At 56.4% G+C, this 17019-nt stretch carries 16 protein-coding genes and 1 pseudogene; 6 read left to right on the top strand and 11 right to left on the bottom strand.

Annotation, left to right across the window (positions count from 1 at the left end; translation table 11 throughout):
• Window positions 1-89 precede the first annotated feature (89 nt).
• Entirely contained in the window at window positions 90-350 is a 261-nt protein-coding gene (locus FEAC_RS08315; protein WP_035389378.1) for a Txe/YoeB family addiction module toxin, read from the bottom strand.
• Complete coding sequence (locus FEAC_RS08310) at window positions 351-599, bottom strand: type II toxin-antitoxin system Phd/YefM family antitoxin (protein ID WP_035389379.1); 249 nt, start codon at window positions 597-599, stop codon at window positions 351-353.
• A gap of 213 nt (window positions 600-812) precedes the next feature.
• On the opposite strand from FEAC_RS08310, the pseudogene FEAC_RS16380 reads away from it, so the two are divergent.
• Window positions 813-986, top strand: a pseudogene (locus tag FEAC_RS16380) (type II toxin-antitoxin system RelB/DinJ family antitoxin); the annotation flags it as partial.
• Window positions 987-1497: 511 nt separating this feature from the next.
• Here the strand turns inward: FEAC_RS16380 and FEAC_RS08305 are convergent.
• From FEAC_RS08305 to FEAC_RS08285, 6 genes are all read right to left on the bottom strand, one after another.
• A complete protein-coding gene (locus FEAC_RS08305) occupies window positions 1498-2346 on the bottom strand; it encodes a carbohydrate ABC transporter permease (RefSeq protein ID WP_052566086.1) in 849 nt (282 codons plus the stop codon).
• An 8-nt stretch (window positions 2347-2354) separates the two neighbouring features.
• On the bottom strand, window positions 2355-3311 hold the full coding sequence (locus tag FEAC_RS08300; protein WP_201773876.1) for a carbohydrate ABC transporter permease: 957 nt from the start codon (window positions 3309-3311) through the stop codon (window positions 2355-2357).
• Between the two features lie 16 nt (window positions 3312-3327).
• Entirely contained in the window at window positions 3328-4497 is a 1170-nt protein-coding gene (locus tag FEAC_RS08295) for an ABC transporter substrate-binding protein (protein ID WP_052566082.1), read from the bottom strand.
• A 7-nt stretch (window positions 4498-4504) separates the two neighbouring features.
• Window positions 4505-4636, bottom strand: a complete 132-nt coding sequence (locus tag FEAC_RS16085; RefSeq protein WP_269078258.1) for a hypothetical protein — start codon at window positions 4634-4636, stop codon at window positions 4505-4507.
• Window positions 4637-4709: 73 nt separating this feature from the next.
• Window positions 4710-7694 (bottom strand): substrate-binding domain-containing protein, encoded by a 2985-nt coding sequence (locus FEAC_RS08290; RefSeq protein WP_160290366.1) that lies wholly within the window; start codon window positions 7692-7694, stop codon window positions 4710-4712.
• A 223-nt stretch (window positions 7695-7917) separates the two neighbouring features.
• Entirely contained in the window at window positions 7918-9087 is a 1170-nt protein-coding gene (locus tag FEAC_RS08285; RefSeq protein ID WP_035389380.1) for an ABC transporter ATP-binding protein, read from the bottom strand.
• 523 nt (window positions 9088-9610) lie between these two features.
• On the opposite strand from FEAC_RS08285, the gene FEAC_RS08280 reads away from it, so the two are divergent.
• The 3 genes from FEAC_RS08280 (at window position 9611) to vapC (ending at window position 12209) form a co-directional block, all read left to right on the top strand.
• Window positions 9611-10516: an MIP/aquaporin family protein gene (locus FEAC_RS08280; protein ID WP_052566080.1), complete on the top strand. Its 906-nt coding sequence runs from the start codon at window positions 9611-9613 to the stop codon at window positions 10514-10516.
• Between the two features lie 1103 nt (window positions 10517-11619).
• Window positions 11620-11823, top strand: coding sequence for a type II toxin-antitoxin system VapB family antitoxin (locus FEAC_RS08270; RefSeq protein ID WP_152623145.1), 204 nt, complete (start codon window positions 11620-11622; stop codon window positions 11821-11823).
• A gap of 2 nt (window positions 11824-11825) precedes the next feature.
• Complete coding sequence (gene vapC / locus FEAC_RS08265) at window positions 11826-12209, top strand: type II toxin-antitoxin system VapC family toxin (RefSeq protein ID WP_160290365.1); 384 nt, start codon at window positions 11826-11828, stop codon at window positions 12207-12209.
• A 79-nt stretch (window positions 12210-12288) separates the two neighbouring features.
• Here vapC and FEAC_RS08260 read toward each other — a convergent pair whose 3' ends face one another.
• The 3 genes from FEAC_RS08260 to FEAC_RS08250 all read right to left on the bottom strand — a co-directional run bounded on the left by FEAC_RS08260 (window position 12289) and on the right by FEAC_RS08250 (window position 14281).
• Window positions 12289-12834, bottom strand: coding sequence for a zinc ribbon domain-containing protein (locus tag FEAC_RS08260; RefSeq protein ID WP_081901079.1), 546 nt, complete (start codon window positions 12832-12834; stop codon window positions 12289-12291).
• Between the two features lie 125 nt (window positions 12835-12959).
• The gene (locus tag FEAC_RS08255) at window positions 12960-13178 is read right to left on the bottom strand and encodes an SDR family oxidoreductase (RefSeq protein WP_035389388.1); all 219 of its coding nucleotides are present in this window, start codon (window positions 13176-13178) and stop codon (window positions 12960-12962) included.
• Between the two features lie 167 nt (window positions 13179-13345).
• Window positions 13346-14281 (bottom strand): LysR family transcriptional regulator, encoded by a 936-nt coding sequence (locus FEAC_RS08250; protein WP_052566079.1) that lies wholly within the window; start codon window positions 14279-14281, stop codon window positions 13346-13348.
• A gap of 95 nt (window positions 14282-14376) precedes the next feature.
• Between FEAC_RS08250 and mdcA the strand changes: the two genes are divergently transcribed.
• Both mdcA and FEAC_RS08240 read left to right on the top strand, forming a co-directional pair.
• Window positions 14377-16053, top strand: a complete 1677-nt coding sequence (mdcA, locus tag FEAC_RS08245; protein ID WP_035389430.1) for a malonate decarboxylase subunit alpha — start codon at window positions 14377-14379, stop codon at window positions 16051-16053.
• Window positions 16047-17015 (top strand): triphosphoribosyl-dephospho-CoA synthase, encoded by a 969-nt coding sequence (locus FEAC_RS08240; RefSeq protein WP_201773875.1) that lies wholly within the window; start codon window positions 16047-16049, stop codon window positions 17013-17015. The genes mdcA and FEAC_RS08240 overlap by 7 nt, the downstream gene beginning before the upstream one ends.
• The last annotated feature ends 4 nt before the right edge of the window (window positions 17016-17019 follow it).

Genomic DNA, 17019 nt, shown 5'->3' with positions numbered 1-17019 from the left:
TCGAAGAGCTGTTTGCACTTCTGCAGGATCCGCGAGCGAGCATACGGCGGGGCGGTCGTGCTTTGGGATCCACATCGCTCCTCAGCATTCTATGCCTCGTAGTGGTAACGGGCCTGTAAAACAATCAAGTCCTCACCATCTACGAGATACACCAGCCGATGCTCCTCATCGATCCGCCGTGACCAGCATCCGGCGAGCAGATGGCGCAACGGCTCCGGCTTGCCAATACCCGTCGTCGGATCGCGTAGAGCATCGTCGATCAGGCGATTGATCCGCTTCAGGGTTGCACGGTCATTTGCCTGCCACCAAACGTAGTCCTTCCATCCGCGAGGAGTGAATACAAGGCGCACCTAGCTCCGATCGAGGGTGTGCTCTTCCCGTAGACCGGCGCGAGCTTGGGCCAGGCTCTCGATCAACCATTGGGCATTGGCAGGCACTCGCAGCAGCATGGCCGTCTCGTTCAGCGCGTCCCAGTCGGCTCGCGACACGAGCACAGCATCGCCCCGGCGAGAGGTGATCTCGATCGGCTGGCGGTCATCGTTAACTTGCTCGATGAGCGGAAACAGGTTCTTGCGGGCCTCGCTGGCGGTGATGGTCACGATTACCCTCTCTTCGTCGTTAGTACAATTCATTGTACCACTTGCCGAGGAGCTTGCCGGCTGCAGAACTGCGTCGATACACACAGTTCCGATTGCCGATGAGTCATTCTGTATCTGTCGGCTCGATGATCGAAACGAACAATGTCGATGCGTAGTAGCTCCCATGTTGAGCGAGGTGCAGTCCGGGCAGCTAATCTCTAACGCGCTACCGAGGTCCTAGAAGCGATGGACTTATCAGGCTCCGATACCGTTCATCTACTCATGTTTCGCATTGCAGAAGAACGTCGGATCCCATTTGCAGTAAAGGCTCCTAATTCTACGACTCCCAACGTCATCGCCCACCTCGAAGACAACTCGGCCAACTCTCTCAATAGCATCGACGCCTGAACGCGCAGGATTGAGCAATCATCGATCTTCAAACGCGATTGCCGACGGATAATCAAGTCCCGAGATCCGGTCATCACTGGAGAACAAGAAGCCAGAGCACGGGGGTGTGAGCCTCGACGAGTAACCCCGATGGCAGACGACGCCCGCCACCACCGTATCACAGACCCCACGCGAGTGCTACCCACGTCCACCACGCACTAGGTCCAAACGAACTTCGACAAAAGAACATAGAGAAACCACAACATCGTCCTCGACATTCAAAGTCACACTGGCAAAACACGTCTCTCAACCTTGAGAATTTACATTGGGGCCACCCAACCGGGATCCCAGGTCATCGACTAGCACTTGATCCAATCAGCGAACTTACCTATGATGACGGGCGAAGCTACGTCTACGCTAACTCGACGGTCGTGCGTCACTCATCGGTGGTTTCGCCTCGGGCCATAATGATTCGTAGGCCCCGATGGTCGTGGTCCGAAATGCAAAGGTGCACGCGCCCTGGACCGCCGCACTAGCGCATGCCCGTTGTTGCTATTCCACGGACGAACCACTTCTGGAAGACGAGAAAGATAACCGCCACCGGAATCGTCGTCATCACCGCAGCTGCCATGAGATATGGCCAGTTGACGAAGTACTCCTGTTGAAACATGACCACACCAAGGGGAACTGTCCAAAGATGCGGTCTACTCGCAACCAGCAATGGCAAGAGAAAGTTGTTCCATGACAACATGAATGAGATCAAAGCTAGGGTCAACAATGACGGGAGCACGAGTGGAAGGCTGAGCTGCCAAAACATTCGAAACCTGCCGGCTCCATCCATAATGGCGGCATCCTCAAGGTCGCTCGGCAAGTTCAAGAAGGCCTGACGCATCAAGAAGATGCCAACCGCTTGCACCGCGAGGGGAATGATGAGCCCATAATAGTTGTCCAGCAGACCAAAGGCACGTAGCAGAATGTATACCGGCAACATAACCGACTGGAATGGCACCATCAACATCGCCAGCACGCCAATGAACATCAACCGCTGACCACGGAACTGAACGCGTGCAAGTGCATAACCAGCCATGGAGTCACAGATCAGATTGCCAATCGTCACCCCAATGGCGGCGATGGCACTGTTGCCAAACCACCGCGCCAGCGGTACAAGATGCCAGATCTTGACGTAGTTCTCCCAGTCAAAGATATGGGGAATCCACACCGGGGGATAGACCAGCGACTCCGATAATGGCTTCAGCGACGTCGAAAGGCTCCATGCGAACGGAATGAACATCACCAGCGCACCCATGGTAAGAATGGCCAGATAGAACCACCGTGAAATATGACGCCTGATACGCCGTGATCTTCGCCTTGTATTTTGCATCATCACACCTAATACTCGATCGGCTTCCCAAGCCACTTCGTCACCACTAAGGTGATCCCCATCGTCAACACGAACAAGAGAACCGTCGCCGCCGCGCCATAACCGACCTTCCCATAGCTGAATATGTACTGGTAGATCAGCAATACGATCGTGGTCGTCGAGTGAAGCGGTCCCCCTGTCCCACCGGACAAGATAAAGGACTGATCGAACATCTGCAGAGTGCCGATCATGCCCATGATAACCACGAAGAAGGTTGTCGGTCGAAGCAAGGGAACGGTGATATGAATGAATCGCTGCCACACACTCGCACCATCCATCTGCGAGGCATCGTAGATATTCTGTGGTATCGCCTGCAATCCCGAGAGGAATACCACCATGAAATATCCGGATGTCGTCCATATATTCATAATCATGATGGCCTTCAGCGCGAACAACGGATTCGCCAACCAGTTGGGTCCGTGGATACCGATAATACTGAGAAAGCCATTCAGAATTCCGAACTTGTTATAGATCCACATGAATATTATCGATATCACCGCCGATGAGCTCACGGCGGGGAAGAAGAATGCGAGCCGAAAGAACCCCTTGGCCGGTAGATTCTGATTCAACAACACCGCGATGCACAGCGCCACGATCGTCTGTGTGGGAACTACCACCAACGCAAAGGTAACGGTGTTTACGACCGCGGTCCAAAACAGATGCGACGTGAACAGGAATCCAAAGTTCGACAAACCAACATAATGCATATGATTGAGCAGCGACCAGGAGAACAAGCTCAGGTAGAAGGCATACAGGGCTGGTCCAAGCGTGAACAGGAAGAGTATCGCAACACCCGGGAGCGTCATCGCGAAGCCAATACGCGCGTCTCGTGCTCTTCTCGATGGCTTGAACAATCGCAGGGGGCCCCTACCGCTGCGTTGCGGTGACGCCGCGGCAGGGGTCTTGGAGGTAGTAAGTACCGTCACGAAATCCTACTCTGTGCTATCCCTGGGAACTCAATATCGCCTGTCCAGCCTTTTGCATATTCGCCAACGCCTGCGCGGCAGATTCCTTACCCTCGATGGCCAGGGTAGCCTGGTCAACCATAGTCGTCGAAGAATACTGAACGAATCCAGGGGGGAACGTCCAAGCAATGGTGTGGGGCAGCTGCTCTAGCAGTCCGGCGGTCACCGGATGACTCTTATAGTACGGCAGACTCACGAGTGACTTGCGTGTCGGAAGGGCCAATCCCAGATTCATCCAACGTGTCATACCACTTTGGCTGGTCAGATAGGAGATCAGCTTCCAGGATGCTCCCGGATGTTTCGAGTCCTTGGTGATGGCATAGGCCACTGGAAACGTCAGCGAGATGTTGTTCACCGGACCAGAAGGGAGCACCGCCGTGTTGAAGTGAATCTTTGGATAGGTCTGGTTCAAGAAGGGGACCAACCAGTCACCCGACAGCACCATCGCGGCCTTGCCCATGCCAAAGGCCTGCCCGCCCCAACTCGCCCCTACGCTGGTGGGCACAGTGGCGTAACCATGGCGGTACAGGTTTACAAAGAACTGAAAACCCTTGACCGAAGCCGGACTCGTGAGGGTGAACTTTGACATCGTCGAGTTCATCACGCCACCACCACTCTGATACAAGAACTCGGCCCACCGTGGCTCCTGCACCGAGTTGATCAGACCATAGACATGTTGGGACGGATTGGTAAGGATCTTGGCATCGGCAGCGAGTTGGGCCCAGGTGGTCGGAGGGCTCTTGATCCCTGCCTTCTTGAACATAGCCGTGTTGTAGAACAGTGCTAGCGGCGACTGGTCCTTGGGTATTCCGTAGATATTACCTCCCTTCTTGAACAGCGCCAAGGAACTGGGGTAGAAATCACCGATTGAGAAATGTGATGCCTTGATGTAGGAGTTGAGAGGAACCAAAACATGATCCGCCATGAATGTGCTCGACTCGCCTCCGTTATTGACATAGATGACGTCAGGGGCATTGCCGGCAACAAATCTCGTACGTAGTACCGATTCATAGTTGCTACCGGAACCCGAGATAGGTCGGTAATTCACATGAATATTTGGGTATAGCTTGCTAAATCCACTGAGGTCCTTCTGTAAGAGTTGCGCCTCTACCGGGGACGATGTCCACCCTGAGAGGGTGATCGTCACTGGCCCACTACTCGATGACGATGAGGCGTTCGAAGTCCCCCCGCAAGCCGCTAATAACAATGTCAGGCACGATAGGGAAACCGACCCCTGCACTAATCTGCGAATAACTCTGTTCACCGTCTACTTCCTTTCCTCCCATTAGGAGATACTCAATGACTACTAAGGTTCAACTAACTGCTCAATAACTCTGTCAACCGTCGTCGTTCTACCCGTTAAAGCGGAGCGGTCTCGATACACCAGCCCTCTGGGAGCTCGGAGCAGGACACATGACCTGCGTCCCACTCGATATCCACTAGAGAACCCGCGACTGGCAAACCTCGGATCCGAATCGGATGGGTTCTCGCGACCTCCAGCGGCGAAAGCGAGACGATCCGCTCGATGGCATCCACCTCGATCCCCAGCAGCGTCGCAGTCACCTGCCAGACCGCCCCCGCTGCCCAGGCCTGCGGAGAGCACGCCCCCGGATACGGGAACGGGCCCCTGTTTCCTCTCTCTTCTCCGGAGAAGAGTTCGGGCAAGCGATGCTGGGGAAACGATGCGGCGGCATCCAGCAGCGCGCGTGCCACCCGTCCCGCTCCGAGCAGATCGCCACTGGCTCGCAGCCCCGCTGCGATCAGAGCGGTGTCATGGGGCCAGACGCTACCCCGGTGGTAGCTGTAGGGGTCATATGCCGACTCAGAGGAGCCCAGCGTTCGGATTCCCCATCCCGAAAAGAGCGCCGGCGACAGCAGCCGCCGTTGGGTTGGCTCACGATACCGCTTGGGTACTATCCCGCTCCAAAGACACTGGCCGGGATCCGAGGAGAGCGAATCGAGCTGTCGTCCGATGCCGTCGACCGCCAGCGCGTAGTAGTCACGATCCTTGAGCCAGAACGCCTCATGAAACGCCACTTGGACCGCCTCGGCATCGATCTCTAGATCCTCGGCCTCCTCGACTCGTCCGATCGACCGATACGTCATCGCCAAGGACTTGAAGGCCTGATAGACGTACCCCTGCACTTCGGCCACGGCAAGCGGCGGGGCCCCGTGGGAGCCATCCGCGAAGACCATGGAGTCAGAGGAGTCCTTCCAGGACTGGACCAGGAGCCCCTCCGCATTCCTCGGGTGGAACTCGAAAAGGCCCTCCTCATTGCGCTGCGTTCTAATCCACTCGATGGCGAGTTCAACCGCCGGCAACATCTCATTTAGGAACGATCGGTCTCCAGTCCGGCGCCAGGTGCGTGCCACCAGGGTAACGAAGAGAGGTGTCGCATCGACGGAGCCATAATAGCGCCCAAAGGGAATCTCCTTTACCCGCGCCATCTCCCCCAGGCGGAGCTCATGAATGATTTTCCCGGGCTCCTCCTCGGTCTCGAGGCGTACCTGCGTACCCTGCAGGCGAGCTAAGACTCTGGCAACTCCGATGGAGAGCTCGGGCGCAAATGTCAGTGTCTCTAATCCAGTGATGATCGCGTCTCTGCCGAAGAGGGTACCGAACCAGGGCAATCCCGCCATCGGGGCAAGCTCTCCCTCGTAAACCGTTGTCAGCATCGCAAGATCCTCGTGTGCGCGACGCAGGGCACCGGTCCAATCGGCATCGCGCATCTCCACGAGCGGCCAGGGTATCTCTCGCGAGGGCATCAAGGAGATGACAGGATTGGACCAGTTCGTGGTGATCGTAAGGGCACCGCTCGATGGCTCGACCGGAAGGCTCCATGACCATCCGAAATCCGTCATCTGTGCCGGCATCCGGTCCACACCGATGCGGACCGACCTTCGGATCTCATCTCGTCCCTCGTAGACGATGTCGATCGCCGATGTATCCGAGCGCGAGACCACCGTTCCATGCCCCCCAGGGGTCATGCCACGCACCGCGAAGATGTCCTGAAAGTCCGACGCGACCGAAAGCTCTATGACCACGGGAAATACTGGACCCCACCAGTTCCAACTCCACTCATCAACCAGTTCATCGGGAGCAATGGTGATCCTTCGCATCATCCGGAAGGTGGAAGCGGCCGTCTTGGTGATGTAGCTTGCGCGAATCTGGCTACCGTCGTGCTCAACCGCCGCTGGCGTCAGCGGCCTACCATCGGCTCTCACCTGATACAGCGAGAGCATGCGGGTGTCGCCTATATACAACCCGTGGCGCCCGCTGGCTGGGCTCATACTCAACTGCTTGGACCAGAGTGCGAAGGCAGGCCCAGACTTGATGACCGGCTCTTCCATGTCGACCTCAGGCGTTGCAAACGATCCAGCCGGTGCCGTTGACTCTCGAACCACTAACGTAGGCTCCACGATTCCGCCCGCCGAGCTATGGCCCTCTAGGGTATCCAATATGGTGGTCCCAGCCACACTCCCTAGGGCCTCCCAGTGAGGCGAGATGGTCGTGATCGGGGGAAACGCCTGCGCCCCATGATGGGTGTTGCCATAACCAATGACCGAGAGTCGCTCAGGCACTCCGATTCCCAGATCACCGGCCGCAGCGATGGCACCTTCAGCCATTGCATCGTCTAACACAACTAGGCCAGTCGGCCTCCCAATGCCGGTCAGCAGCGCCTTGGCAGCCTCGTAGCCTCCGCGAAAACCACGAGGACCCGAGAGCGTAACCAGGGTACCCGATACATCGGTGACCACGCCCTGACAGGCGCGCTCCCATAGCTCCGCAAGAGCCGACGGGTAAGTGACCAGACCGAGCTGTCGATGACCCAGGTCCAACAGATGCCTTGTCGCCAGCTGCGCCGCCGCGCCATGATCGACGTCGACTCTGGCGAAGCCCGGTGCACCCGGCCCAAGCAGCACCAGTGGAATATGGATCGACGACTCCCAACCGAGCGCCTCCCCGTCGAGGGCCATCACCACCACTCCGTCCACTCGACCGGAGTCCGCTACCTCGCGGAGTGAGCTGACGCCGCCGGTGACCTCACCACCGAGTAGCAGTAGATGATATCCCTTGTCGAGAAGTGCCAGCGTCAGACTGCTCACGAGCGGTGCAAACCCCTCGGAATTCACCATGTCCTGACTGGCAAACAAACCGACGGTCTGGGACTGCCCCAACGCCAGCGACCTCCCGCGCGCACTCGAGACATAGCCGAGATCCTGGATGACCTTGCGCACCCGCTCCCGCGTGGCCGCGGATACCCGTCCTCGTTCGTTGAGCACGTAGGAGACCGTAGCGATGGAAACCCCAGCTTCACGAGCTACGTCCTCAATTTGTGGCACTCGCCGCTTCCCATCACCGTCTTGCATCTGACGTGATGAAGCGCTTAAGCGATGGTCCCCATTCCCACTCTTCGAGTTCAAAATCGCCCCCTAATCTTGATGCTGCGCGAGCCCGGTTGCTTAATCGCTTAAGCACTGCCCCCCAACAAAGTAACGAAACACTATCACAACTGCTACGCCCGCGTGTGCATTTCAGCAAAATATTTTTCGCAGCCCACCTCACTTAGGGCGTGAGCGGCCCTTTCCCCACTGCAAGCCCTGTCGTTGGATCGAAGAAATGCAGGCGCTCGAAGTCCGGCGACAGCACAAGCCGCTCGCCAACGTGGACAGGGAGGTCCGGCTCAACGCGCACCACACCCTCGCCTCCCCCAATCAGAATCTCACCGTCGTCCTCCACAGCGCCCTCGACCTTGGCTGCAGTCGCATCCAAGGTGAAGTGCACTAGAATTTCGGCCCCGAGCGCCTCTAGCAGCACCACCTCCGCCGTAAAGGTAAAGCCGTCGTTCTGGGTCGCCACACGAAGATCGTTTGGCCGGATACCAACGGTAATCCGTCCCCCTCCATAGCGGACGAGCGAGGGGTGCGATATCCGAACGGACTCGGGCAGCTCAAGAACCTGGGACCCAAGACGCAGCGCTCGCGCTCCCTCCAAGAGATTAGCCTCGTAGAGATTCATGGCGGGAGATCCAATGAAGGCGGCCACAAACTGACTGACCGGATTGTCGTAGAGATTCTGCGGGGTATCACACTGCTGAAGGAGGCCGTCCCGCAACACGGCGACCCTATCCCCCATCGTCATGGCCTCCATCTGATCGTGGGTGACGTAGATCGTCGACACCCCCAGCTGAGCCTGAATTCTCTTCACCTCAGCACGCATCTTGACTCGCAATTTCGCATCGAGGTTCGACAACGGCTCGTCCATCAGGAATGCACTCGGCTCGCGCACGATAGCTCGACCCATAGCGACTCGCTGGCGCTGTCCTCCCGAGAGCTGTTTCGGCTTGGCATCCAAGAGGCCGGTGAGGCCGAGTATCTCGGCTGCGTCCTCCACTCGTTTGCGAACTTGCTGTTTGGGAAGCTTCTTCATCCGCAGAGCGAAGCCGATGTTCTCCGCTACCGTCATGTGAGGATACAGGGCATAGCTTTGAAACACCATCGCCATGTCGCGGTCCTTTGGCTCGAGATCGTTTACCAGCCGATCTCCCATCAGGAGACTCCCAGAGGATATATCCTCGAGTCCGGCGACCATTCTGAGCACCGTCGTCTTGCCGCACCCCGACGGACCCACGAGGACCATGAACTCTCCGTCGTTCACGGCCAAATTCAAATCCTTCACTGCGCAGTAGTCGTTCGAGTATGTCTTGGTGACATTCTCGAGAACAATTGAGGCCATCTCTTGCTTACCTTTCACGAAGAATCAGGTGCATCACGCTCGGGTGATACACGCTCGATTTCACCCTTTCGTTCAGGAGAAGCGCAAGACAAGCCATTTCGCTATGGTCTCGGATCTGACTTGGCGTCCACTGCCCCCGCCGCCAGTGTAGAGCGTAGCACAGTCACGAACGAACGATCGCCAGATCACTCGCTTCACCGTTGCATCTGAGCGATAAATAGCGAGTGTACTCGTCATGATGCAATCTTTACAAGGTTCTAGTCTCTGACTTCACTCTCACTCGTTCGAGGGTTGTTCTTGCCTCGCCGAGCACGGCCAGTATTGCTACCGCTCTTACATGCTCTCTCCAGGTGTAGAACCTCTTCACTCGAGCAACGATCGCATTACCAACACAGTACAACCACAACAGGCAACGTCTCCTTGCTCCGACGCTCCATCTTTGCGACCAAAGAAATCCTTGTCAGAGTCCACTTGTGAGGCGAAACCGAAAGAGCCTCCTCCCAACCAACTACCTTGAGTATCAGTGAGCTCAGATACGGTCAAGAACAAGGTGGGCAAAACGAAGCGATCCCTTGTCGCTCAGGTGCCCTGGCCGCTACTGTTGTCGGAGTTCATTGGCACCGCGTTGTTGTTGGGCGCTGGTCTTTCGATCGTCATCCTCAACTTCGGCCATGGGAGCCCGATGTTGAGATGGGTTCCTAGCAACTCAGTTCGTCGCGCTCTGACCGGATTTCTCTTCGGCTCTGTGGGAGGCTCCATTGCTCTTTCGTCCATCGGCAAGCGCAGTGGAGCTCATATCAATCCAGTGGTGACCCTAGCGTTCCGCCTTCGAGGTACGATCTCTACCCCGCTTGCTGCAGGATACATTCTTGCACAGCTCTCCGGAGCGGTACTCGGATCGGTACCTTTACTCCTGTGGGGACCGGTGGGGAAGAGCGTTGCATTTGGCGCAACGCTACCTTCTGTAAAATACGGCTCGCTCAATGCCGCATTGGGTGAAGTCGGCACCACTTTTGTCTTAGTAGTTGCGCTCTTCAGCGTGCTAGGCGTAGAGCGCATTCGCAAATTTACCCCGCTACTCTTCCCTCCGCTCTATGGAATCATGGTCTGGTTGGAGGCAACGCTGTCGGGAACGAGCACGAATCCAGCTCGTAGCCTTGGCCCGGCGGTCGTCTCCGGTGACTGGCATGGATTCTGGGTATACATTGTCGGCCCATTCGTTGGCTGTATCATTGCGCTAACTGTGCTACGTATTAGTCCTTTGCGACGTCTAGAAGTGGACATCGCTAAGATCGAGCACTTCTCCCGGGATGAGTATGGGGTTTTAGGGTTACATCACCTTGAGCGTGAGCATCATACGGACGAATCTGAGGTCTCAAAAACTTGTAGTCTAGAACCACGCCGAGACAACGACAAACCCAGGAAATAATGAACGGGGAGAGGTGAGGGCGGAAGTGACGGGTTCTGTCACTTCCGTTGCGAGCTTACCGTCGTCCAGGAGCTACCGCCATCGCTCGTGCGCCAGATGACCGGATCCTCTCCTAGGTTCGCGTCGTCACCAAGTAAGAATCCCACTTGGGAGTTGAGGAAATGGATTTGAAGCGTACCTCCTCTGCAATCGGCGGCGACACTTGGCGAAGGTGCCCAGCTTGTACCACCGTTGGAGGAAACGAGTAGGGGGCTTCTCGAGCCGACAAGAACGATTCTTGTGCTAATGGGCACTACGAGTTCACCGAGATATCCATTGACGAGCGGAGAGTGGAGACACGTGGTAGGGATCGTTAAGGAAAATTGACAAGCAAGCACCGTCTTCCAAGTTGTCCCGTTGTTCGACGAAACAGCGATGGACTTTGGCTGCTGACCTGTCCCAGGCTCGCTCCCACATCCGGCTACGAGTTCTCCTGCTGGCCCCACGGCAAGCGCCACCGCGCAGGGAGAGAATCCACACGGAACGCTATGGCCAACCCAACTTCCTCCGCTACTGTTGCTTTGCCACAGCGTCGCTGGAGAGCTGGCAGTACCGGGCGCTGGTGCCAAAAATAGATCAAGCCCGCCGGTGGGGCCGACCAGCATTGCCACGGTACCGCTCGTGGAATATCCTGGTCTAGCAGTTGACGGTAGGGATGTATCGTACGCCCAGCTTCGAACTCCATCATGGGAGTACTGAAACTGAACCGCCCCGGGCTTCTTGGAGACTCCTCTCTCTTGACATACGTTGATAATTTGACGACATCAGTATGCACCACAATTGAACTGGAAACAAGATACCATCTATAGGTTTCAAGAATTACGGGTACTTGTTATTAACACCACGTGGAGAACGATTAAGGCATGGACTTGAGCACGATGGCGAAGAGGCACGTAATTACTGGATTCAGTGGATGCGCGACGAAGACCGCTATTTTTAACCGGAGCGGCCGGGTTTGTGTGCCCACATCGCAGTAAACGGCTTGCTTACCTGGGTACGACTCACGACCAAAGTTGATGCTGGGTCTGATGAGAGCAGAGACAGCATATGTGTATGCTATGTGTATGGCACGCACCAACATTGATATCGATGACAAGGCCTGTGATGCGGTGATGCGCCGCTACCACCTTTCCACCAAGCGGGAGGCGGTAAATTTCGCTCTGCGAACCATCGCCTTGGAAGCACTTGACCTCGATGAGGCCCTTCGATTGCGCGGGTCAGGGTGGGAGGGCGACCTTGACGCGCAGCGTTCCAGCCGAGCCGGATGATCTTGGTTGACACCTCAGCCTGGATCGAGTTCCTGCGCGACACAGGGAGTCCGAGCTGTGAGAGGGTTACCGAGCTACTTGGTCTAGAGATTGCTACTTGCGATCCGGTTCGTATGGAGGTCTTTGCAGGGGCGCGCGACGAAGCCCACCTCCGGTCCCTGCGTGGCCTTCTTGCACGTGCCACCACTCTTGAGACATCGCCAACCGACTACGAGGATGCCGCCGCGCTGTACCGAGGATGCCGCCGCGGCGGTGAGACCGTTCGTAAGTTGATCGACTGCCTCATTGCCGCCCACGCTATTCGCGCCCACATACCGCTTCTCCAGGCCGATGCTAATTTTGATGTGCTCGCACGTCATACGCCACTGATGCTCGATCGTGTCTGAAAGTACGGTATCTCTGAACTTCAGCCCAATCGCAGCTACACCGTCAGCCGTTGCATCTGAGTGATAAATGGTGAGTCACTCACTTAGATGCACCTTTTTCAAGGTTCTCGTCTCGGACTTCATGCTCATTCCTTCGAGGGTTGTTCTTGCCTCGCCGAGCACGGCCAGTATTGCTACCGGTCTTACATGCTCTCTCCAGGTGATGAGTCATCCCATCATCTGAACTGTCGCCTGTACCAAATGGCCTGGGAACGAACAGGGCGCTGGACTCAACTAGCCCACAACTGATAACCGACCAGTCACGGATATTTAGCGAAGCATTCTCATCGCGATCTACCTCAACGTGGCAGGTATCACAGGTCAGCCTTTTAGCGAGCTTTGCACCCGTTAGTCTGCCTCCGCAGTTGTGGTGGATCTGTGATGACGGGAAGAAGCGATTTACAACGACTACCTTCACTCCCACACGTTCTGCCTTGTAGGTAAGCGTTGGTCGAAAGGCTCCGAGTCCGGCATCAGATACCGAACGGCGGAATGCCCGTCTTCCCATGCTCCGTTTCATGGCAGCGAGGTTAAGGTCGGCTCTATTGACATTCATGTGGATAGATTTGGCCTGGATTTGATCCATAGTCCCTATTCAACGGGGTATTTCGGGCTGAAATGCCTATACGAGAGACGCGCACGGTTTCTGAGTTCTAAATTTTGTGTTGGAAACCCATCAAAAAGGAGTTCGGAACCGTGCGCGCTACCTCTCTAGTTGAGCAGACGCTGCGGAGGATTCGTCGTAATCGACCCGACCACTCCACAATCGATTAGAAGATCCGTTCCGGTGATGAATGATGCCTCGCCGCTTAGAAGGAAAGAGACAGCGTTAGAGATGTCGGAGGGTGTTCCGATGCGGCCGATACCTGACCCATAGATCATAGCGTGCATAAACACGCCCGAGGGTCCCTTGAGTTCCAGTTGGCCCATCGGCTGGACTTGCTCACCAAATGGGACACCGAACCGCGCTTACCTATGCCACTCGTAGCGGAGCGCTTTGGAGTTCCTCAGCAAACAGGGCAGATCACTCTGCTTGACCATACATCTTGGTAAATCTCTCCTAGTCGACACCGTTAACGATAGCCAGGTACACCTCCTCATGTGTTTGGATCTGATGCTCCCGAGAAGAGCTGAATGACGAAGTTGCGAAAGGTTACTACCGCTTCGCCGAGGGGGCGCTCAGAGGTCCAGGTTAAAGATACCTTCCGTGATGCCTTGGGATCCACAAGTCGAAGGGCGACGACACCCTTGTGCGTCTCCTCCTCTATGGACGGGAGAAGCGCCACTCCAAACCCAGCCTCCACGAGACCTCGTGCAAGCGTAACGTCTTCGGTCTCGAAGGCGACTCGTGGACTGAACCCGGCCCGCGTGCACAGGAGATCGGCGAGTGTACGCGTACCATACCCTTGTTGCAAAACGATGAACTCGTCATCAGCGACATCTGTCAGGTCAACCTCTGTAGCGTCGGCAAGACGATGACTAGAGGGAACTACCAGCTCCATAGGCTCGCTCCACAGCTGCACCGACGTCACTCGGTGATCAACTGAAGGAGGCGCGACTATGCCGATATCCACTCGATCCTCGGTAATAGCTGCAACGATGGAGTCCGTGCTCCCCTGTCCTAGCGAGAAGCGAACTCCAGGGTGATCGCGTCGAAACCCCTTGAGGATATCGGGCACGGCCCGGGCACGAAAGCTGCGCAAGAAATTGAACCGGACAAGCCCGATGACAGGATCGTCGTCCGCTATCAACTCCATAATTCCGGTCTCTAAAGTGGCTAAGGTTCTCTCTCCACACGCCAGAAGAGAACGACCCTGCTTAGTCAAACGAATCGATCTTCCCTGTCGCACGAACAGAGGCACCCCAAGTTGGCGCTGTAGCCGGGCAAGTGACCTGCTGAGAGTGGGCTGTTGAACGCCCAGGGAACGGGCGGCCGAAGTGAGATTCTCCACCCGCGCTATCTCGACGAACTCGCTTAGCTGCGGGCAGAGGATATGCCTTAGCCGAACCAACTCGCTCTTTGGTGCCGTCACGCCCGTCCTTCGTCCGAAGATCTATGCAATTCGGTATTGGTTATCATGTAATCAATGTAGTACACGCCAATATTGATCAACGCTATAGTAGCTTTATGCCAGGTTCTAGTGATAACAAAGATGCGAGAGTCTCGGGTTCTGCTACTACCTGGTCAAACCGTCGTGCATCCAAACAAGCTCGTCTCGAGAGAATCGCTGGATTCATGCGTGGCGTCTACGTCGACTCCAGCACAATGTCCGAGGTGCTCGAACTCCTACTCCAGCCGGGTGACAGGGTGGCACTCGAGGGCGACAACCAAAAGCAGGCTGACTTCCTCGCAACAACACTTGCTGGACTCGACCCGAAGAAAATCCATGACTTGCACATGCTGATCTCCTCTGTCAGCCTTCCCACTCATCTCGACCTCTTTGAACGCAAACTGGCGTCGTTACTTGACTTCGCCTACTCAGGTCCGCAAAGCCTACGAATTTCACAATTGATAGAGGATGGTGTGGTGCGAGTCGGCGCAGTGCACACCTATGTGGAGTTGTATGCTCGCATGTTCGTCGACCTTATACCGAAGGTGGCACTTCTTTGCGCCGAGCAGGCCGATGAAGCAGGGAACCTATTCACCGGGCCCAACACGGAGGATACACCGACCATCGCCGAGGCAACCGCCTTCAGTGGTGGGCTTGTGGTGGTACAGGTGAATGAACGGGTGGCGAGGGTTCCTAGAGTCGACATCCCAGCTGACTGGGTCGATGTGGTAGTCGTCAGCCCTGACCCCTATCGAGTCGAGCCTCTCTTCACACGAGATCCTCGCCACATCGGCCCCATCCACATCCTTCAAGCGATGATGGTCATACGCGGGATCTACGAGCGCCACCAAGTGACCTCCCTCAACCACGGTATCGGATTCAATACCGCCGCTATCGAGCTGTTGCTACCCACCTATGGCGAAGAACTCGGACTGCGCGGCACTATCGCTCGAAACTGGGTACTTAACCCTCACCCCACCCTCATCCCGGCCATAGAGAGCGGGTGGGTTGAGTCGGTTGCGTGTTTTGGGGGTGAGCCAGGGATGGAGAACTACGTAGCGAATCGCCCAGACATCTTCTTCACCGGACGCGACGGCTCCTTGCGATCCAATCGGGTCCTGGCTCAACTCGCCGGGCAATATGGGGTTGACCTATTCATCGGTTCGTCGCTGCAAATCGATGCTGATGCCAACTCTTCCACAGTCACAGCCGGTCGCTTGAGTGGATTTGGTGGTGCTCCGAATATGGGGCATGATCCGCACGGCCGTCGCCACGCCAGCCCGGCATGGCTTAGCTTGCTGAGCGGAGAAGGAGTAGGGCTACGAGGTCGGAAACTGGTGGTTCAGGTCGCCGAGACCTTCCAAAGGGGTGGTGAACCGACCTTCGTGGAGTCTCTAGATGCACTTGAAGTCGGTCGGAAGGCAAACTTCCCGGTTCCACCTGTGATGATCTATGGAGACGACGTAACCCATGTGGTCACCGAAGAGGGTATTGCGCATCTTTGGAGGGCTCACAGCCTGGCAGACCGACGCGATGCCCTTGCCGCGATCGCTGGAGTCAGCCCGGTAGGAGCGACTGGGAATGCGGGTACCACCGAAAGACTGCGCCAAGACGGATTAGTTTCACTCCCATCTGATCTCGGAGTAGATGTTCGTCGCGCAGATCGCCGCCTGCTGGCCGCTAAGACTATAGAGGACCTGGTGGCCTGGTCCGGCGGACTCTACAATCCACCTGCAAGGTTCCGAAGTTGGTAACAACTCACATCAGTTCCGGCAAATCTTTTACGCCACCTATGCGCGACCCTCATTTTCTGGCCGAGTTAGCAGTCGATGCTCTTGTATTCGAAGCACACTTAACGCCCAAACCAGGGTTAGTGGACTCAGCCGGATCAGGAGCCCACAGTGACATGGACATCGAACTCCTCCTAACCTCAGCGGAGACCCTGCGGTCAACATTCGTTGAGTTGGCGCTAGCTGGACGTTATGGAGTGCTTGGATCCAACCTCCGTAGCGAAGTTGGCAGAATCGGACGGGAAGGTGAGGCTCGCGTGCTCGACATCACCAACGGAGTCAATACTCACCGTGGTGCACTCTGGGCACTCGGGTTGCTCGTCACAAGTGCAGCCCTAGGTGGTGGCGACGCAGCAATGGTAACCGGTATTGCCGCAAGACTGGCAGCCCTACCCGACCCTTCGACGTCTAATCTGTCTTCGGATTACGTCACCATCTCAAATGGAGAACGAGTGCGACGCATCTACCAAATCGGCGGAGCTCGTGCCGAAGCCAAAGCTGGTTTCCCTCATGCGATAGCAATCGCCCTTCCGGTCTATCAATCCCGCCTTGCCGTGCACGGTCCACACCTGGCAGCCATCGATGCATTGTTAGCCGTCATGGCAAGTCTGCAAGATACCTGCGTAGTCCACCGGGGCGGCCTCTCAGCACTTGCCTTGGTACGCGAAGGCGTCCGAGAAGTACTACTTGCTGGCGGATCAGGTACCACCTCGGGCATGAAAAAACTACGGGCCTTCGACCAAACTCTTACAATCGCGGGAATCTCTCCCGGTGGGAGCGCAGATCTATTAGCCGCTGGACTATTCCTAGAGGCACTGTCCTCTGGTGGTCACTCTTGGCGCTCCTGCATCAAGATGCATCGAAAAAGTCTCCATCCCCGATCAAGCCAACCCACGCCACTTCATTCACTGCTCATGAAAGGATGAGTCT

Origin of the sequence: Ferrimicrobium acidiphilum DSM 19497 (genome assembly GCF_000949255.1) — a bacterium.
Taxonomy (GTDB): Bacteria; Actinomycetota; Acidimicrobiia; order Acidimicrobiales; family Acidimicrobiaceae; genus Ferrimicrobium; species Ferrimicrobium acidiphilum.
Note: the sequence above shows the minus strand (reverse complement) of the source record. Positions and strands in the feature narration are given on the sequence as shown.